Genomic DNA, 18,934 nt, shown 5'->3' with positions numbered 1-18,934 from the left:
GCAATGGTCGCCAAGAGCTACGATTGGGAAAATGGCGTCGCGCTTGAAGATCACACGCGCCGCAAACATAAAATCTTGCGCGAATACTTTTCGCGCTACCTTTCTGTGCGCTGCGTCTTTCCCCAACAAACCAAATTCAGGCTAGCAATCATCGACGCCTTTGCAGGTGGTGGCCGCTACTTGTGCGGTGCAGCAGGTTCTCCACTCATATTTATTGAAGAACTTCGGCTGGCTGCGGAAAGCTTCAACGTCAGACGCAAGTCCGATGGAATGGCTCCGATCGACATCGAATGCTTCCTCATCCTGAACGACGTCGAGTCGGGAACCATAGCTATCCTGCGCAGCCATGTGGAGCCGCTTCTGGCAGCCATTCGGGCTGAAGTACCGCAATTGCACATCCAGGTCGTCTATCACGAGGAAGCATTTGAGAGCCTCTTCCCGAACGTCAAAGCCGATTTGAAGCAAGGCCGCTACCAGAACGTCCTCTTCAATCTCGATCAGTACGCGCACAGCGATGTCAAACTGGCCACATTGCGGGATATCAGCGTGGCATTCGCTTCGGCCGAGATCTTCTATACGTTCAGCATTTCATCGCTGCTTGCATTTCTTCACAAAAGCGATTCTGCCGCCCTCTCCAAGCAACTGGCTTTCCTGAGCGCAGGCGCTGACCTTTCAGCGCTTGAACAGCAGATGAGCCGCACGGAATGGCTGGGCGCAGCCGAACGCCTTGTCTTTGACCGCTTCCGCGATTGTGCCCAGTTCGTGAGCCCGTTCTCAATCAACAATCCCGACGGCTGGCGGTATTGGCTTATTCACATGGCTAACAACTACCGGGCCCGGCAGGAATACAACAACGTCCTACACCAGAACAGCAGCATGCAGGCGCACTTCGGCCGCTCCGGCCTCAACATGCTGTCGTTTGACCCCTCACACGAAGGAGCCCTCTACCTTTTCGATGTCTCCGGGCGTGTTCTCGCTAAACAACAATTGTTGGAGGACATCCCCCGTGTAGTTACAGACTTTGGCGATGCGATCTCGGTGGGTCAGTTCTACGGCAGCATTTACAATATGACGCCTAACCACACCGATGACATCCACGCTGCTATTGTTGAGAACGCAGACCTCGAAGTTCTGACAGAAACCGGCGGAGTGCGTCGGAGCCCCAACACAATCCGCGCAAACGATACGTTGCGCATAAAACGTCAACGCACTTTCTTCCCCATATTCCTCGGCTCGAAATAGTCAGTTGCCTGTCTCTTGCGTCGGTTCAAAAAAAGTCCTTGCCCTCAGGCCAAGGCTCGTCAGTCAGCAGCGGCCGTAAAAAATGACGAACACCATGCCGCAAAAGACGCACCACAGTTTCCCCCAACTTTTGTCGGGAGCCTGCAAGATTGTGGTAGCTACGGGATTTTTGGGGGATGGCGGACTAAAGCTAAGTCCTTGAAATATTGGTCGGAGCGAGAGGATTTGAACCTCCGACCCCCAGTCCCCCAGAATCGTTACCAACCAAACATACGCAAACATCCCGCCAGCAACGCACTGTCGGTAACACTCTGGAAGACATAGGGAAACTCCGATTTCGTTATCAAATGGCCCCATAAGCCACCAAGCTAGCACTTCGCACGAACCGTCCTAGTTGCCGTCCTAGATTTTTCTACCGGGACTTCACCAGAACGCTCTTAAGAGCAGATGGAGAATTCTCGTCATGACGTCCAGAACCATCCTAACCGACCTTCTTATCCGGGCGCTTCCAACCCCTTCGCAAGTTTCCACCCAGTACCCTGACGCCAAGTGCCAAGGCTTTGGCATTCGCGTCAGCAGCAAAGGCGTCAAGACCTTCTACTACCGCTACGAGCTGAACGGCTCGGAGTCCCGCATGACGATCGGTCGCTATCCCGACATTAAGCTCGCCGAGGCGCGTTTGAAGGCCGACCAGGCACGTATCCTTGTTAAGGCCGGCATCAATCCCAACCCCGAACCAGAGCCGCAGGCTGCAGACGATGCGCCCTCGCCCGCAGCAACCCCGCTGAACGCACGAACCGCTGCAAACAACCGCCCTGAAGGCATCGCGCCCGTTCTTTTCACGACCGCCCTCAAAACCTATCTGGACATTCATTGTCCTGGGCACGCAAGGCAAAGCACCATCAACGAATATCGCTACGTCCTGACTAAGCACTACGGCCGCCCATGGGCGAGCAGAACCGTATGCTCCATCAAGAAGTCCGACGTCATTGCCGTCATTGAGCGCGCCAAAGCAAACGGTCACTACAGCGCCGCCCGGCACGCCCAAAAATCTGTCATGACCTTCTTCAAATGGTGCAGAGCCTCTGACTACATTCTCGTCTCCCCCTGCGAAGACCTTCCGACTCCCCCCAAGGCCAAAAGAAGGAAGCGCCTGCTCACAGACCACGAGATCCGGCGAGTTTGGGAGGCTGCCAAGGCCGAAGGCTACCCCTTTGGCCCCATTACCCAGCTTGCGATCCTTACAGCGCAGCGTCGAGGCGAAGTCGTCGGCATGCGGTGGGAAGAACTTGATTTTGCCGAAGCAATCTGGACCATTCCCGGTACGCGCACCAAAAACGGCGAGCCAAACATCGTCCCGCTATCTACGCTTTCTCTCTCAATTCTTTCCGAGATCAAGCGCATGACAGCCTTGTCACGCGATCAGGCCGCCGGCACTTCGGAAACCTCACTCCGCGACCTCTATACCTATTACTGCCCGGCGCCCTCGCCCTACGTTTTCCCCTCGAAAATAAACCCTCGCCGGCCATTCGCCGGCATCAACCGCGCTAAAAGGCGCATCAACAACGGCGCACAAATCGATCACTGGGTGATCCATGATCTGCGCCGCACCACCACCACGCAATTGGGAAGCCTGAACGTTCCTAAAGACATTCAAAAGCGGATAATCAACCATAGTCAAAACAGTGACGTCACCGCCATCTACGATCTGTACCGATACACCGAGCAACAACGAAAAGCGTTGCAAAGCTGGGCCGACAAACTGCTAACTATCATCGAGCACCAGACCAAAGACGAGAACGAAACCTTGCTTCTACCCTTCGATACTCCCTGACCCTTCGGCCCCCGCGCTCAACCAGCCGGGGGCCATTTTTTGATTCAGAGCTTGATGAGGGAGATTGGGTTCTCAAAAAGCTCTTCATGAGCAACACAGATAACATCTTGCCCTCTGAAGCGCTGTCACCCCCCACAGCGTTGTTCATTCCCGCCAATCTCATTTCATCGTTCGTCGTTTATTCCTATCCCAACATCCTGCGACTCGAGGCCCAAGGGCTATTTCCCGCCCGGATACGATTGAGCCCCCGTACATCTGTCTGGTCCGCCGACGAAGTCGTTGGCTGGATGCAATCAAAAATCGACACTCGAGCAGGCTATACTTCTCCAATCCTTACCATTCACGATCGCTTCCTCGACCTGAAGCGGCTGCGTCGCTTGGTTCCCTATTCACGAACCCATCTCGACCGGCTCGAAGCCGCGAAACGCTTCCCCCGCCGCCTCTCGCTCGGAGAAAAGCGCACCGTCTGGCTCGAGCGCGAGGTACGCGAATGGATTGCTTGTAAAGCCCACCACGATTCGCCCCAGCGTCCGTTTTGCCATTGTTCGCCACACCCCGAAACTTGAGCCTCGCGAGGCGCGCCTTTTCTACGACGACGAAGACATCCCCTGGCATGGGAAAGGAACTAGCCATGCGCCTCATCGTCTGCGGTGCCCGCGATTTCGACGACTATCACGCCGTCAAGGCCGCCATCGCGCAGATAAAGCCGACCGTAATCGCCCACGGCACCGCCAAGGGCGTCGATAGCGTTGCCGACGAGGTCGCCAAGCACCTGCGCATCACGGTCCGCCGCTATGCACCAGACGGAAAGCGGCACGGCCGCTTCGCCAAGCACATCCGCAACGGCCAGATGCTGAAGGAGTTCAATCCCGATGCCGTGCTCGCCATTCTCGGAAAGCCCGCCGTGCCCGGAGCCCTTGACAACCCCGACGACCCCGGCATCCCGAGCGACGCCGGCAACTATGGCGCAGCAACGATCGCGCTGCGCGCCCTCAAATGCGGCGTCCCCGTCTATACCGTCGACAAGGACCGCCAGCTCCTTAAACTGCCCACGCTGGATCGCGACCGCCTCAACAACGCCAGCTCGCCGCGCAACGTCAGTCCCGAAAACGTCATGCGCGGCCTGATCGCGCGCGCAAAGCCGGCATCATCGGCCCCTGCCCCCGAAGCCGCACCATCCGCCGCCAAGGCGCCTGAGCTAAAGAACGTGATCGGCGAGCCGCCATATCTCGAAACCGGCCCGCATGGCCGCGGAGAATTCAATCCTTATACCGCCCGGCTAGAAAGCCACCAGGGCCGCTCGATCCACGAAGCCTTCACGGCCGCCAAAATCTTCGAGAACGGCGCCACCGGCCAGACGCCCGAAAAAGCCCAGGGCCGCACGGCCATCAACCGGGACGAACTCAGCGATATTTACACCGCACTTTGGGGCCAATGGCTGCGCGAGAACCCTAAACAAATGGACGCCCTTCTCTCCGCACGCGGCATTGCCAACGTCAATGCGCCCAAAGAAGACGTCTGCCCGGCACAAACCCTTTGGCGCATCCGCCAGGCCGAGATCCGCCGCCGCCATCTTCTCAGGTTGGCGATCCCGCAGCACAGCCTATCGCTCGCCCCCTCGTTCAACACCAACCACGGCGCCGAGCCCGAAAACACGATGGAATGATTTCGACTAGGTGTGAATGAGAGAACTCTTGAGACACCTTCCCTACACCACAACAGCATGGGAAGCACATATTCAATCGGATCAGCTATGAAACCCCTGCTGCTCTACGACATCGAAATCATTCCGCCTTTCGGCGACGAGCTCGAGATCGTTCTGCCCGGCCGCACCTACGAGCACGCCAAGCGCGCCGCCGAAATTCTCCTACTCACCCGAGGCGAAGCCCCATTCGATCCTCTCGACATCTCGCCCAACCGCAATCTGAGAGACATCTACGCGCGCAAAGCCGATAAACTCCTGCATCACCTTTTAGCCGCCTACGATTCGGTCTACGACAAGGCGCAGGAGCGCCGTTTCATGACGGAGATGTTCGATCACCTGGAATACCAGATCGAAGCCGCCTTCCCCTTCTCGCGTAACGTTGATCGCAGACTGCTGGAAAAATTCATCATCCAGCGCACCGCGCGCCAGCTCCCCGATCAGGTCATCGAAGCCGATCCCCTCAAGCGCAAAGCCAACAACGCCAACACGCCTTCGCCCGCCTCGAAAGACAGAGGCCTCCGCGCCGCCAAGCGGCTGATCGAAAGCATCGAAACCGACCTTCACGAAACCGTACAGCTTATCAATCAGGTGAAGCACGAGCATATCCACACTCGCATCGCGATTTCCCGGGCAGCCAGGGACCGAGCCACCTCCGTGCGCGCCTGCGTCAATATGGATTTCGACCAGCACTATCGGGAGGTGAGACGGCTTTACGCCGGCAAAACGCAATCGGGCGACAATGACCACCAGGGTACGCTAAAAGCCGTCGTCCGGTCCCATCAGACCGTGCTGCGACAGACCCTCAAATCCGTTCGCGATCACAAGCACGAAGCACTCGCCACCGCCGACAAGGTGCTATCGGATTTTCATGCCCGCAACCGGCAACTCTCCAAATGGGAACACGACTGGCTGCGCCAGCAGTGGCGCGAACTCTCGGCCACGCACTATCGCGAGAAACACGCACCGGACCAATCCGCCCAGACCAAAAGACCCGCCGCCCAACCGTTCATGGAACGGCTCGCAAGCCGCGCCCGAGAGAGCGCCGCGCCTGCGCCGTGCCGCGAGCAGAACAATGGGCACGAGCCTGAACCATCTTGAGGCTGACCCGGGCCGGTATGCCAGCAATCCCCTAACGCGCAGAGGAAAAGCGGTCTTCGGATGCGAGTGATCGGGCACGCCCTCTCAGAGAGAGGGTGAACCCCGCCTGCCGCAACAAAAGGAAGACCCATGCTAGATTTCCCGAAATTAATTGCCGCCGCCAAACTGCCCGCCCCCTTCGATTGGCAAAAGCCCACCCAATACGACGATTATCAGAAAGCCGCGTTCCACCGCGCCGCTTCCAGTCGGCTAAAGCTCTTGGCCGCCCAGCTTGACTGGCCAAAGGCCGATTTCGACCTCCGCAGCAACAAGGCCGGCATCGCCGTCTCGGGCGAAATCACCCTTCATCACGAGCGGGTCTACATCAGCGTTTCCCAATCCGGCATGGGCAGCCAGCACGGCATTCTCATCCGCACCTGCAAAGGACGCCGCGACTTCACCGGCGGACGAAACCACTTCGCCACGCTCGCCCTTCTAGATGACCCCCCTGCCCTCGCCGAACGTGTGATAGCCGTAATGGCCGGAGGCTGACCGCATGGCCGATCTGTTCCCTCCCCGCGCGGAAACCTCGGCCTCAAACTAAACCGTCACTTGGCTTGACGAGCAGCCCGGCACCTGAACTCCAACCTACAAGCGAGGAGCATTCCCACGATCCCCGCCTTCGACAACGTCGATGAAAAAATCAAGCGAATCCGCCTTGAGGCCCGCAAAGCATCCGGCCCGCGCAGCGGCGACCTCGTCCAGTTCCCACTCACCCACGCTCGCTTCTTGCCTTGCCCCCTCAAGCCGCGCCGCTTTGCGCCCTTATCCGATCCCATCATCCGGATGTCGCCTCGCCTATTGCCCGTTTGCCGTTTTGCCTCTCTGCCGCATCGCCTTTTTTTGGCCTTCATGCCTTTTATCCCAGCCTCCTAACGCTCAGGCTCGCCAACCACGCACAGCGGCATCGCGTACGGCGCAACCCCGGCTTCGACACCTCCGGAACTTTGCCATTTCTTTCCGCTTCGCCATTTTGCCCCTTTGCCAACTGCGCCGCATGACTCATTGCCCATTTGCCTTCTTGGCGTATTGCTCTTTTTCCTTCTCTCCTATTTGTTTATTTTCCCATTTACCATTTTTTCTCTTTTTCGTTTGGCCACCATTCCACTCAGCCCACGATACAATTTGCCGTTTTGCCAAAAATACTCTTTGCCGATTAAATTAGTGTGGTATGATTCCAATGTGTCGTTCGACATATTCAATTTTTCTACGGCGAACCCGCCAAACCAGAAAAGGAGCTGGCCACCGCTTTTATGATTCTTGTCTTTGCATCCTCAAAAGGGGGCGTCGGAAAATCGACAATCTGCGCATCCCTTGCCGCAGCCCTCGCGCTCCGCGGTCAACGCGTCATCATTCTCGATCTCGACCAGAACCGCACCATTCATAGATGGGCAACAAAGATTGCAATCGCGGGCCTGACAGTTGAAGCATTGCCAGCGCAAGACATATCGGCCCGGCTGCGGGCCATCACGGCAAGCCAGAACTACGATCACATCCTGATCGATCTGGCAGGGGCCCGCGAAGTCAACCTATTCAAAGCCATCGCGCGCGCCGATCTGGTCATCATACCGGCGCAAGCCTCCGAGCCCGACATCCGCGAAGCGATCGTCATCTCGCAAGACGTCAAAGACGTTGAGGAGACCGCGGCCCGCAAAATCCCATACCGGATGCTGCTCACCAAAATGCACCCCTTGCGCACACACGTCACCGATTTCGTGTTCTCCGAACTCAAACGCAAGGGAATGCCGATCTTCCGCAGCGTTACTGTCGAGCGTACCGCTTACCGCGAGATGTTCCTCAACGGCGTGCCGCCAACAAAGGCCGAGCCAACCAAAGGCGCAGGCCTCGAGATCAATAACCTTCTCGGCGAGATCGAAGACATCCTGACCGCCACCGCAGCAAACCCCTCACAAGCAGCATGACGACGACTCCGATGACCAAAGAACCATTCCAGCCCTTCAATCTAGACCTCGACGATCAATTAGAACGGATCGCGCAAGCCAAAGGCGTACCGGCTCTTACCACCAAGCCGGCCATCGCGGCTCAAGCAACGACGCTGAACCACACCGCGGAGGAGGGGGCGCAGCAGACCTTGCCCCCCGCATCGCAAGGACCGCCGACCTTACCCGCAGAGCCGCCGCCAAGCGAAAGGATGGAGGCCCGCGTGAAAGTCCCAGATTACCTGATGACGGAACTCAAAATCGCAACCATTCATCGCCGCGTCTCCCTCAATCACCTTTTCCTGTCGGGACTTCGCGCCATTGGCTTTACAGTCCACGACGAGGATATGATCGAAGATGGGCGCCGCCTTCGCGGCAAAAACAGCCCTAATCATACGAGCAGAAGTCCATAGCTTATTGCTGCGGATAACTTTGCCTAACGCATTGACCTCGCCTGTCTAAATCCCCACCATGAATTTATGTTGGAGTTGTCCCATTCCATTGTCGCGCCCAATAAAAAGGTTCTTCCGTCCGCCGATAGAAGTCCCCAATACGACCTCTTCGCCACTTTCTTTGGAAACCCCCGCGACCTGTCGAATTCGATCGAGCTCTGGGATGCGATCCCCAAATATTCAGTCAGCGCTCGCGCCCAAAATATGCTGCGCGACGACAACGGCCGGCTGCCTGTGCATAAGCACAATTTTCACTATCATCCCGCACCCAAGGCAGCCAATCCGACCTTCAAATGCACCATGTCGCTGCAGCCGGCCAGCATCGAAACCGAGCACGGCCGACAGGACTTCTTCCCGAGCGCCGACGAAGAGCTGGTCGAGGAGATCATCAAGAAAATCTTTTCCGATCAACACTACGGCCTTCACGACGTCACCAACAAGGAAAGCTGGGTGCGCTTCTCTCTCAACATGATCCGCAAGGAGCTCAAAGCCCGAGGCAAGACACGCTCGATCCAGGAAATCAAGCAATCGCTCGAAATCCTGACCAGAACAGTCCTCGAGGTCGAAATCGAAGGGCAGGGGAACCGGAAAACCGCCTATACCGCGCCTATCCTCAACGATATGACGCGCGTCAAGCGCTCAGACTGGCTTGAAGACCCCGACGCCATGTGGACGGCCCGCCTGCCCGCGCTCCTGAGCCACGCCATCAACAATCTGAGCTACCGCCAGTTCAATTACCGCGTCCTGATGCAGCTGTCCTCGCCTATGGCCCGCTGGCTGCACAAGCGCCTCAGCCACGAATACACAAACGCCTCCATTACCACGCCGTACCAGATCCTCTTTTCCACCGTATCCCGCGACAGCGGCCTCCTGCACCACAACCGGACCTCCTCGAACATCCAGACCCTCGACCGGGCTTTGACCGAGCTCGTCGAGCATGAAGTCCTCCATTTCTTCCAATCCAAAAAACGAAATTCTGGCCGCGCCATCACAGACGTGCTCTACACCCTCACCCCACATTCCAACTTTGTCAGCGAGATGAAGGCGGCCAACGCCCGCGCGCGCGACGCCCGCACCAAGCTTGCCCACAACTGAGCCTTCTGGATTCCCGTTACGATAGTAGGCGGATGATGCAACGAACCCAAAAGCGCGGCCTGCCATGGTAGGCAGTTCGTGCAGATCGCCATCGGCCCTCCGCCACATGGTAGGCGCTAGCTGCAATACCCCTGCAAAGTGCGTTTCCACGCCACCTGCTCACCGCTTGATTCCTCATCAAGAGATCAAATCCTGCGATTTTAGGAGCATAGTAGGCGCAAGCTGCATTACGCTCTCACACCAAGCCATCCGCCCCTTTGCCAATTTTCAATGTATTTTCGCCGTTTTCGAAGTTTTTCCGCCCGTAGTAGGTGGACGCTGCAATAGATTTACTCTGTTCCTTGACATGGTAGGTGGAGGCTGCATTTCCCCAACCCTAGGAGATAGGCGGACGCTGCAATGGTTGGTAGGCTAAGCCTGCAACAACCGAAATTCCGCACAGCCAACCCCGGCTTTGCAGGTGTCAACTCAGTAGGTGGATGCTGCAATGGACGCCCAACATGGAAGGTAGACGCTGCAATGCCCGGCTTTTCGGACGGGTGCACGCCTCAAATATAGGAGGCGGAAGCTGCAATACCCTTGTGGTTGATAGGTAGACGCTGCAATGCCATTCCCGAAACAACGCACTTTTCCTCAGAGTCGCACAGGATTCGACTCGCCCTATTCTTTTCCCTATTTATAATTCTTTTTTCTTTCCCTATCCCACAATGAATCACGCGCGGCTGCTTCCACAAAAAATGCTGACAGGTGGGTGCTGTCCGAAAACGCATCACACAAAGCAGGTCTCGTTTTTTTTGGAGAGCTTTTTAAGTTCTATTCCCAGAAGAATCTGATAGTCTGAAATTCATGTTGCGTGCTTTATCCTCTGCCCGATTGCAAAATCAGGATCTCACCACCGTCTCCGCGTTGCCGCTGCCGCACAATATCGAGGCGGAGCAGGGGCTGCTCGGCGCGCTGCTGGTCGACAACAACGCCTACGACCGCATCGCCGATTTTCTCGTCCCCGAGCACTTCTACGCCCCGGTTCACGCCCGCATCTTCGAAGCCATCTGCAATTACCTGCAAAAGGGCCAGAATGCATCGCCCGTCACGCTGAAATCGTTCTTCCAAGCCGACCCCGACCTCGAAAATCTCGGCGGAGCAAGCTATCTCGCCGACCTGGCTGCCAACGTCGTCTCCCTGATCAATACCGTTGACTACGCAAAAACGATCCGCGCCTGCCACCAGCAGCGCTGTCTCCTCGATATCGCTGACGACATGACCCTGGCCGCGCGCGGTCACGATATCAATGCCACTCCCGCTCAGATCATAGAGGAGGCCGAGCAGCGCCTCTATTCGCTGGCCGAGACCGGCACCGATAGCCACGGCCTGAAACCGTTCTCGCACTATTCGCTCTCCGCCCTCGAGGAGGCGGAACGCGCCATCACATCATCCGGCAAGATTACCGGCATCACGACCGGACTTCCCTCCATCGACCGCAAGCTCGGCGGGCTTCAACGCTCTGATCTCATCATCCTCGCTGGCCGCCCCTCGATGGGCAAAACCTCTCTCGCCCTCAACATCGCCTACAATGCCGCCCGCGCGCGCCTTGAAACCGCAGGCGAGCAGGGGGGTATCGTCGCCTTCTTCTCGCTCGAAATGTCGGGCGATCAGCTGACTACCCGCATTCTGGCCGACCAAGCCCAGCTGCCTAGCGATTCCATCCGGCGAGGAGCCATTGACCAGACAGCCCTCAAAGCCTGCATCGAGGCCGCCCAATCCAACGACAGGCTGCCGCTGTTCATCGATCAAAGCGGAACGCTCTCGCTGGCAACACTCAGAAGCCGCGCCCGCCGCCTCAAACGCACCCACGGCCTACATCTGATCGTCATCGACTATCTGCAGCTGATGCACTCGCCCTCCCGCCGCAGCAGCGATAACCGCACGACCGAGGTGTCCGAGATCACCCGCGGCCTCAAGCAGATCGCCAAGGATCTCGATGTTCCCATCCTTGCCTTGTCCCAACTCTCCCGCGCCCCCGAAATCCGCGAGGATAAGCGCCCGCTACTCTCGGATCTACGGGAATCGGGTTCCATCGAACAGGACGCCGATGTCGTCATCTTCGTCTACCGCGAGGAATACTATCTCGCCCGCACCGAGCCCCAGCCCGGCACAGACGATCACCTGACTTGGCAGCAGGCCATCGAGGCGGCCGCCAACATCGCCGAAGCCATCATCGCCAAGCAGCGCCATGGGCCGATCGGAACCATCAAGCTCAACTTCGAACCGGCTTTCACACGCTTCACCGACATGGGCGATCTTTGATCAGCGCTCGCGATTGCGCTCACGCTCAAAGCCCCGAAACGGCAGCGGATCATCACGCTCTGCCAGCTCCTTTGCCCGTGCCCTCAGCCCGGCCATAAACGCACTTTCCTGCCGATCCTCTCCATCCCGCTGCAAAGAGTCCCCGGAAGTAGGAGGAGGGGGGGTGTGCGGTTCGGCCCTAGCGCGCGTGGCGTCAGCTTCCTGGCGCTTATCCGCCCGCCCCACATACCTCAAGGCGGACTGAAATTCCGGCTTCACGGACCGCAGCCTGTCAATCGAGGCGATCTTCACTGGGCGCTTTTCGATAACCCCTTGCACCCAGCGCGCCTCCGCCAGTTTCACCCGATCCCAGTCACTGCGCATCATATCCGGCATGCCGCGCGCCTCTCCCCGCACCTGCGCTTTCGTCACTTCGCGCAAGAACCGGCGTTCGACATCGCTGCGCGGCTCGATCCTGTAGCCCTGAACGTGCGGCTTCCCGCCCGAAAACCCCGGAGGATGCAACTCCGGAGCAGGGGCCGCGCGCGGCCGCCTGCGCTCCCGCGATCTCGTCCAGCTGGCCGAGCTTCTTAGCGTTGCCATGGACCTCTACCCCTCAAACTGGCCATTACCGGCACCGCAAAAATCCTGGCAGACGACAGTCGGCGGCTCTGTTCTTTCAGCAACGATCCAATACATCCCGTCGTGCATCATCCAGATGTCGAACAAAAATGTCGCGTTCAGACAGTGATTACAGCTCAGCACTTGGCGCAATGACAACCACGTCGCTTTCACGTCCGTTGCAAGCTGCTCCTCAAGCACGCCGCGCCGATCTCCCTTCAACTTCAGCGCCGGCTCGCCAGCATGCGCTTTGACAATCACATCGAGCACGTCACTGTAGGAAAACTCGCAATCCAGGGCATCGCTTCCCAGCTTCTCGCCCATCGCCCGGAACAAGGATTGGACGGCGGCCGCTGCGCAGGTTTTGCAGCCATAGAGTTCGACCGCCGTGAACCAGACGCGCTCCGCGCCCCTGTCATACGCCGCGCGCGCCGATCCAATGTCGTCATGACCCATGGCAGCTTCCTACACCAACCCCTGCACATCCGTTCGGCAACGCTTGCAGACGCGCCGATAGCCGTGCCGGCCGCCACCCGCCGGAATATGCGCCCGCGCCTGGTCGCCGAATTTTCGCACCTGCCCTCTAATCAATGCCCGCGCGCAATCCTTGCACCCCACCATCAGCATCGCGGCTTCCCAGGCTTCCCCCAGACAAACCGAAATATCGAGCAGCAGCCTCAGATCAGCAGACTTTTCCGCCTTCGGCCCAACACCCGAAACGCCGCCCACGCCCGCCACTTCGCGCGGGCCGACCGCCCGCAGCACCAGTGAGGGATCGTCGCAAAATTCAAGGCACTCACCCAGATGGGGCGCTTCCGCCTCCCAGTTAATCGCGAGCTTTTCTTCGATATCCCTGACCGCGCAGGCCACGCAGCGATGCAGCCTGAAGGCCTGTATCCAGGCCGCCATTGTGCTCTTGACCACCTCATCGACTCTGGTCTCGAGGAACGCTTTCTCTTCGTCATGTGAGCTCATCGAAATCCCGGCTCCGACCCGCGGCAGCATTGCCAATCCTCCAATCCTGAGAAAGCCAGCCTTGAAAATCAGCCCGGCCTGCGCAAATTTTCGCGCCGCGCTCCGGCACTCCCTCAGAGAAGAGGCCTGCCGGAGCGGCCCCGGGGGTGCAGAAAGAGAGTAGTCAGCCCTCAGGGACGCCCCTCACAGGCTCAGACCACGCGCCCGCAGCGCAAGCCTCATCGCGCCCATCTGCGAAAACCGCGCAGCGAGCTGCCGTTGCGATTGATGTTCGATTTCAATCTTCCAACAACTTTGAATAGCCGCCGCATACAGCCGATATCTGCAACGGCAACCCCCGGCACGCACTGCTTTTCGATCGGGACCGTACATCGTCGTCCGGCCGAAAACCCGGGACGCCAAGCCCCTCATCGCTCCGGAGATCGAATGATGCAGGACCTGTCCGATCACCCGAACCCGCCAGATCCCAAGCCGCCGGCTTCGTTGCAAACGCACTGGATGCGCCTTGCTGATGCCGAGCGCCCCACCATCAAAGCCCTCATGACGCAATACAGCGATTGCGAGCCCCGGCCATGAGCACCAACGAGAAAGTCAAAGGCATCCTGCGCACCTATCTCGAGCTGCCGCCGATCGAGCGCCATCCCGTGCTCGACCGCTTGGTCAGGCCTCAGCTTCTCGAGATAGCCGCGCAGCCCGAGGCAACGCTGCTCTCACGCCATATCCGCCTGAGCCTGCTGGTCGGCGATCTGTACGACGAGCTCGGGCATTACAGCGCGCCCGAGAATCAGGACAGCGCCGAATATTTCCACGACGGGTATGGGCGCACCAAAGGTAGGCTGGACCGCGCCCACGCGCTTCTGCGGGAAAACGCTCGCCGCGCCGAGCAGCTTCTCGGCGAGCGGCAGGACGGCGCCCCCGGAAGCTTCCTTGAACGGCTTCGCCAGCAGGCCAACCAGCGCGGTCAGCAGCGTGCGCCCCTCTACATCCCCGAGCTGGAGGTCGACTGATATGCCCATCGCTATCGGCACTCCCGCCGGACACTGGTTCGCGCTTCTCGAACAGTGCCGCATCGTCGAGATCCGACAAGATCATTGTCCGGGCTTTCTATGCGGAGGAGGGGGCTCGGCCCTCATCTGCCATCTTCAATCGCATCATCGACCCGCACCATGCGCACTTCCCGAGCTTCAAACACACCGCTCTCATCAATCTGGCACGATATCTAGCCGCGCATTTTGACGGATCGCCCTTTGCCCGAGAAACACTTCGGGAGCTCACCCGACTAACCCAACCGAACTGAGCAGGCCCCATGAGCCCCAGCGAAGAACAGCGCGCTGCCACCGAGGCGTTCCAAACCACCCAGCCAACGCCAGATCACGATAGGCACCGCGCACAAAGCCAAAGGCTGCGAATGGAACAGCGCAAGTTTCAACGCACACAGCGGCTCCCAAACCCGAGCGCAAAGCTGTTTCATGAACACCCTGTTCAACAAGACGTCCAGGCGCAGGGCCAACGGATCGCTTGCATTATGTCATGACCGCGCCAACAACTTGCTATTTATTCTTTATACTGATATTATATACGTATGAGTGCTGAAATAGACATCATCGCAAAGCCGCGCCGCAAACCCGTCACCCTTACCATCCGCGAAGACATCATGCGGGAAGCCAAGATGCTCGCACTCAACGCCTCAAAAGCTGCCGAAGCGGGGATTTTCGAAGCCGTGCGCAAGGCCCGCGCCGAGGCCTGGCTCGCCGAAAATGCCGAAGCAATTGAAGCCCACAACCGCAGGGTCGCAGAACGTGGCATCGCCATTCCCCCGATCTGGACCACCCGCACGTAATCCATGGCTCAGTTCGATGTCTATGAAACGCCCTACCCCTACGCTTCAAAGGTGCTCAACATCCAGACCGACCTGCTGCGGCATCTGAAAACCCGCGTGGTCATCCCGCTCGAGCCCATAGACATCAACCAAGGTCCCCTCATATCCCGCCTGCATCCGGTCATCGCCATACGAGGGATAAATCACGTTCTCAATACCGCCGAACTGGCAGCGATCGATGTAGCTCAACTCAACGGTCCGATCGCTTCCCTTGACACAACACATCGCCAGATCATCGTCGAAGCTTTGGACTTTCTTGTTCATGGCTATTGAACAAGTCGATTCTAATCCCGGATAGATCTCAAAACCGGTTTAAAGATGCCGCTGCGAAGCCCATCTCATAAGACCCGCTCGCCGCAAGCAGCGCCTGCTGAACCGAACCGCCCACCGGCCGCCGCGCACCCTTTACCGACCTCACGTGCCAATCCCACAGCTCCAATACGTGTTCACTACCCGTAGAGCTTGCGCAAAGTCTCGCAGCGTTTCGTTAAGCGATCAGTCAAAAGCGTTATGGTATCGAGCGCAAGCCCGCCGGTACGGCACTCCGCCAACACTCCCTGCGCTGCGTCCGGCAGGGCGGCGATATAGTCGCGCACGTGCTGGACGGCCTTCTCGGCATCGTAACGGCACTCAGCGGCCGTCTTTTCCCAATGGCTCGGAAAGATCTTGCCGTGCTTGCGCTCTCCGCCCACTGCCATCGCTAATCGATTGTAAGTCTCGCGATCATAGGGCAACGCGCTGATAATGTCGTAGAACGGTGCGAGCCGGAACCGCCCTCCGGCTTCCATCAGAAGACTATAGTTCTTGCCGTGTGCGTCTACCCCTTCGATCATGTAGTTGAAGGCGCAAGCGCGCATGAATCGCTCGCGGTCAACGTCCGGGTTGCCCGAGCCTTCCAGCAACCGCATCACCTGCTTCATGCCGGGGCCGCCCTGATGCTGATACTTGTTTGCCGGATGCACCGATAGAGCCGAGCACACGTCTTCCTGATGGATGCGGTAGACCTTGCCGCCGGCGGCATCAAGCGGCAACCGCTGCCGGCCTTTCAGGCGCACGCGGTCATAGCGCGGGACCACGATGGTCTGAAGAGCGCCGATCCGGACAACTTCGCTCTTGATGACGTGCAGGCCCACAGCCTCAGCAAGCCGCAGGCAAAAATGTTCGTTCTCCACCTGCTGCTGAAGATCGGGGATTGAAGGCTTCACAATATGGGTGGAAGGCGTATAGCCGCGCTGCTCGTACCAGCGTCCGCCGACCCGGCAGACCGCCACTTTCGGCTGCGCCCCGGCGAGGCTAAAGAAACCGCTGTCCTCGCCGATACGCGTCTTGCCCGAAGCGCGCTGACGATTGCGCAAGACCTCCGCGAGCTGTTCCTCGCTTACTCGCGCAATGCGTTCGCGTTTGCGCAGACTTCCGATGCGCTCCGGCGGAACGATCTGCACTGAACCCGGAAGGTCTTCCCCGCGCGCGCCTGCCAGCGCGAAGGGATTGCGATGCGAAATGTCATGCTCCGCAGCAATCTGCCGGAGGGTCTCTTCGCGGTCGGGAAGCAGGTTCCAAAGATACGGCTCGATGGCCTTGTGCGAGTGTTCCTTGGCGGTAAGCGGCATCGATAGCGACAGCGGCACGGCATCGATCCGGTTTCGCCACGCATCGTCATAGACAAAGCGCAACTTCCCAGCTGCACCCGGAAAAATGGAGCCAACCTCTTCTTCGTCGATCAAAACCCGCAGCTCACTCATCGACGATCTCATCGATGCTGATGCGCGGGCGTGATTTGCCCTCCGCTGACTTGGTAGGAGCGAGTTCCGGGGTAGAGGTGTCATCATCAAGGACGAGCGACAGCCCGAGCACGTTTAGGGCCCGCAGGACAATGCCGAGCGTGATGCCAGGATCGCCTTTTTCAAGGCGCGATACCGATTCGCGGTTCACCTCGAGCCGCGCAGCCAGTTCGGTCTGGTTCATCCCCCGTTTGCGCCGGGTTTCTCTCACCGCCGCGCCAAGGTCGTTGGGTCGCCTGATATTCATTCTGTGTCGGCCGATCTTCGCTGGATATATCCGACATCAATATACTGTCGGATATATCCGACGTCAAGTATTTGTCGGATATTTCCGGCACACCGTCGTTGGCGCATATATCCGCCAACGAACTCCGGGTCGACGGCTAGTACCTTTTATCAAGTTTCGGGCAGTAACCCGCGGAGGTAAAAACATGCCGGACCAAACATTAAGTGGCCACGTCGCTCCTGAACGGAAGCCCGGCGAGCCTCCAGGATTCTTCACGGTCGCATCGCCCGAGGCGTCTGCAGACTAGTTTCGCGACGTAGCGGCGAACAGCACATAGATTGCGAGAGCCTAACTAGGCGCAATTTTATTTGCCGAACCATCATCTTCCGGAAGCAACGCTATCGCGTGCTCTCGTAAAAAAGGTATCTCGACCAGCGAGGTCGCACGGTTCTACGACGCCTTACACGCAGCCGTCACGCGCGGCTTCAAGCGGGCACGGCTGGGATGGATGCATTGATAGCAAGCAGATGTTATTGTCCAACGGCACCAACTCGCGCGAGTTCAAGGGGGGCACAACATGTACTGGAAGCAGATCGGGCTAGGCCTGTTCGCAGCGGCAGTTTACAGCTCTTTTTCTTTTCTCAGCCTTGCGGACCGCGCACCTTTAATTCCTGAGCCGTTTTTATCAATTATCATGATTGGTGGAATTGCCGCCCTGCCGGTTCATTTTATTTTACGACTATTCGTCCAGCGAGCCGGTTGGACAATCGAGGACAACGGCGTTATCCAGTTTGCGCTGGCTGCGACTCTCGTCTGGGGAGTTGCTGTTTTTACTACGCTTATTGTTTGGCTGATTGCGATCAATGTTTTCGGAACCAATTAGAACTTTCCGCCATTGAAATTCACTATTGACAATGATAATCATTTTCAACTAATTGAATAAAATTCACCTAAATGAGGAGATCTAATTGTTTTATGAAAACGTCAAGCAAACCGCAAAATATGTTGGCGTGGGACTAGTTGCGTCCTTCGCCACCGTAGCCGGCATTCAGGATTCTGCTTACATTGATAAAAATTTCCGTGGCAAAGAGAGCAGCACCGCATGTGAGAAGCTAGAGGCTGATCAATTGCCTAGGGGGCCACGGCTGCTCTTGGACATGTGGTTCGATAAGAAATAGCCGATGCTAAATTTCCATCGGCAGCCGGAAGGAAAAAAGATGCCTTAAGGTGTTCTGCAAAGCGCAGCAAAGACTAATAATTGTTCAGGAGCTTGGGCAGCAGTACTTCATTGTTGTGCTTAGCGCAAAAGAGCCCCGCATAATAAGAGCATTGATTTATCGCTTATCAAATCCACCCGGACTCTTTTGGCCTCGCCGTAGGTGTCTAACCCAATGCATTTATCAACTTAGACGCCGCCCTCGCAATCAATGCACTGCCAGCTGCAAGAGTAGGACTTACCGCCGCCCCAATTGCTGCGGTGCTGCTGAATGGAAAAACGGCTGCTGAAAGACAGAAAATAAAAGCCAAAGTATTAGGATTGCTGGCGAACTTTTGCTGCTCGTCTGCAAATCGTAAAAAGGTATTGGATAGTTTTTTCAAAATTACACCTGCGCAATTAAATTGTTAAATAAAGTAATCAAAATTATTGCAGTTATGTGCTTTCGTCAATTGGAAAGTCGCGAAGGTTTTCACATATCGGGGCATGCAGGCGATCAAAGCCGCAGCAGGCTGCCTGAGAAAAGCTCCGCTGTAAAAACTTTGTAG

22 protein-coding genes are annotated in these 18,934 nt (G+C 57.6%); 16 read left to right on the top strand and 6 right to left on the bottom strand.

The window, feature by feature from the left end:
• Nucleotides 1–3 precede the first annotated feature (3 nt).
• From F812_RS0105125 to F812_RS0105080, 10 genes are all read left to right on the top strand, one after another.
• Complete coding sequence (locus F812_RS0105125; RefSeq protein ID WP_020084889.1) at nt 4–1,242, top strand: three-Cys-motif partner protein TcmP; 1,239 nt, start codon at nt 4–6, stop codon at nt 1,240–1,242.
• 463 nt (nt 1,243–1,705) lie between these two features.
• Entirely contained in the window at nt 1,706–3,076 is a 1,371-nt protein-coding gene (locus F812_RS0105120; protein WP_020084888.1) for a tyrosine-type recombinase/integrase, read from the top strand.
• Between the two features lie 86 nt (nt 3,077–3,162).
• Complete coding sequence (locus tag F812_RS25975) at nt 3,163–3,642, top strand: helix-turn-helix transcriptional regulator (RefSeq protein ID WP_083929080.1); 480 nt, start codon at nt 3,163–3,165, stop codon at nt 3,640–3,642.
• A 65-nt stretch (nt 3,643–3,707) separates the two neighbouring features.
• Complete coding sequence (locus F812_RS0105110; protein WP_020084886.1) at nt 3,708–4,742, top strand: DUF2493 domain-containing protein; 1,035 nt, start codon at nt 3,708–3,710, stop codon at nt 4,740–4,742.
• An 87-nt stretch (nt 4,743–4,829) separates the two neighbouring features.
• On the top strand, nt 4,830–5,879 hold the full coding sequence (locus F812_RS0105105) for a hypothetical protein (protein ID WP_020084885.1): 1,050 nt from the start codon (nt 4,830–4,832) through the stop codon (nt 5,877–5,879).
• A 129-nt stretch (nt 5,880–6,008) separates the two neighbouring features.
• Nucleotides 6,009–6,410, top strand: a complete 402-nt coding sequence (locus tag F812_RS0105100) for a hypothetical protein (protein WP_020084884.1) — start codon at nt 6,009–6,011, stop codon at nt 6,408–6,410.
• Nucleotides 6,411–7,171: 761 nt separating this feature from the next.
• On the top strand, nt 7,172–7,840 hold the full coding sequence (locus F812_RS0105095) for a ParA family protein (protein WP_020084883.1): 669 nt from the start codon (nt 7,172–7,174) through the stop codon (nt 7,838–7,840).
• 11 nt (nt 7,841–7,851) lie between these two features.
• The gene (locus F812_RS26400; RefSeq protein ID WP_156827269.1) at nt 7,852–8,271 is read left to right on the top strand and encodes a hypothetical protein; all 420 of its coding nucleotides are present in this window, start codon (nt 7,852–7,854) and stop codon (nt 8,269–8,271) included.
• A 75-nt stretch (nt 8,272–8,346) separates the two neighbouring features.
• Nucleotides 8,347–9,405, top strand: coding sequence for a hypothetical protein (locus F812_RS0105085; RefSeq protein WP_156827268.1), 1,059 nt, complete (start codon nt 8,347–8,349; stop codon nt 9,403–9,405).
• Between the two features lie 846 nt (nt 9,406–10,251).
• Nucleotides 10,252–11,709, top strand: coding sequence for a replicative DNA helicase (locus F812_RS0105080; protein ID WP_083929078.1), 1,458 nt, complete (start codon nt 10,252–10,254; stop codon nt 11,707–11,709).
• Here the strand turns inward: F812_RS0105080 and F812_RS0105075 are convergent, their stop codons facing one another.
• The 3 genes from F812_RS0105075 to F812_RS0105065 all read right to left on the bottom strand — a co-directional run bounded on the left by F812_RS0105075 (nt 11,710) and on the right by F812_RS0105065 (nt 13,314).
• A complete protein-coding gene (locus F812_RS0105075; RefSeq protein ID WP_198011141.1) occupies nt 11,710–12,129 on the bottom strand; it encodes a hypothetical protein in 420 nt (139 codons plus the stop codon).
• A gap of 168 nt (nt 12,130–12,297) precedes the next feature.
• Nucleotides 12,298–12,765, bottom strand: coding sequence for a hypothetical protein (locus F812_RS0105070; protein ID WP_020084878.1), 468 nt, complete (start codon nt 12,763–12,765; stop codon nt 12,298–12,300).
• A 9-nt stretch (nt 12,766–12,774) separates the two neighbouring features.
• A complete protein-coding gene (locus F812_RS0105065; RefSeq protein ID WP_020084877.1) occupies nt 12,775–13,314 on the bottom strand; it encodes a hypothetical protein in 540 nt (179 codons plus the stop codon).
• Between the two features lie 396 nt (nt 13,315–13,710).
• Here F812_RS0105065 and F812_RS26395 point away from each other — a divergent pair, with 396 nt between their 5' ends.
• The 4 genes from F812_RS26395 to F812_RS25970 all read left to right on the top strand — a co-directional run bounded on the left by F812_RS26395 (nt 13,711) and on the right by F812_RS25970 (nt 15,436).
• The gene (locus F812_RS26395; RefSeq protein WP_020084876.1) at nt 13,711–13,860 is read left to right on the top strand and encodes a hypothetical protein; all 150 of its coding nucleotides are present in this window, start codon (nt 13,711–13,713) and stop codon (nt 13,858–13,860) included.
• Entirely contained in the window at nt 13,857–14,291 is a 435-nt protein-coding gene (locus F812_RS0105055; protein ID WP_020084875.1) for a hypothetical protein, read from the top strand. Before F812_RS26395 ends, F812_RS0105055 begins: the two co-directional genes overlap by 4 nt.
• A 575-nt stretch (nt 14,292–14,866) precedes the next feature.
• Complete coding sequence (locus tag F812_RS0105050; protein ID WP_020084874.1) at nt 14,867–15,124, top strand: type II toxin-antitoxin system CcdA family antitoxin; 258 nt, start codon at nt 14,867–14,869, stop codon at nt 15,122–15,124.
• A 3-nt stretch (nt 15,125–15,127) separates the two neighbouring features.
• Entirely contained in the window at nt 15,128–15,436 is a 309-nt protein-coding gene (locus F812_RS25970) for a CcdB family protein (protein ID WP_020665364.1), read from the top strand.
• Nucleotides 15,437–15,612: 176 nt separating this feature from the next.
• On the opposite strand, the gene F812_RS22630 is transcribed toward F812_RS25970, so the two are convergent.
• Together F812_RS22630 and F812_RS22625 are read right to left on the bottom strand one after the other, a co-directional pair.
• On the bottom strand, nt 15,613–16,905 hold the full coding sequence (locus F812_RS22630; RefSeq protein WP_020084872.1) for a type II toxin-antitoxin system HipA family toxin: 1,293 nt from the start codon (nt 16,903–16,905) through the stop codon (nt 15,613–15,615).
• On the bottom strand, nt 16,898–17,191 hold the full coding sequence (locus F812_RS22625) for a helix-turn-helix transcriptional regulator (RefSeq protein WP_040497922.1): 294 nt from the start codon (nt 17,189–17,191) through the stop codon (nt 16,898–16,900). Before F812_RS22625 ends, F812_RS22630 begins: the two co-directional genes overlap by 8 nt.
• 556 nt (nt 17,192–17,747) lie before the next feature.
• On the opposite strand from F812_RS22625, the gene F812_RS0105030 reads away from it, so the two are divergent.
• Together F812_RS0105030 and F812_RS0105025 are read left to right on the top strand one after the other, a co-directional pair.
• Nucleotides 17,748–18,053, top strand: coding sequence for a hypothetical protein (locus F812_RS0105030; protein WP_020084870.1), 306 nt, complete (start codon nt 17,748–17,750; stop codon nt 18,051–18,053).
• Between the two features lie 85 nt (nt 18,054–18,138).
• Entirely contained in the window at nt 18,139–18,348 is a 210-nt protein-coding gene (locus tag F812_RS0105025) for a hypothetical protein (protein WP_020084869.1), read from the top strand.
• Nucleotides 18,349–18,553: 205 nt separating this feature from the next.
• Here the strand turns inward: F812_RS0105025 and F812_RS26390 are convergent, their stop codons facing one another.
• The gene (locus F812_RS26390) at nt 18,554–18,769 is read right to left on the bottom strand and encodes a hypothetical protein (protein ID WP_156827266.1); all 216 of its coding nucleotides are present in this window, start codon (nt 18,767–18,769) and stop codon (nt 18,554–18,556) included.
• Between the last annotated feature and the right edge of the window lie 165 nt (nt 18,770–18,934).

Source organism: Hyphomicrobium zavarzinii ATCC 27496, assembly GCF_000383415.1.
GTDB classification, from domain to species: Bacteria; Pseudomonadota; Alphaproteobacteria; order Rhizobiales; family Hyphomicrobiaceae; genus Hyphomicrobium_C; species Hyphomicrobium_C zavarzinii.
Note: the sequence above shows the minus strand (reverse complement) of the source record. Positions and strands in the feature narration are given on the sequence as shown.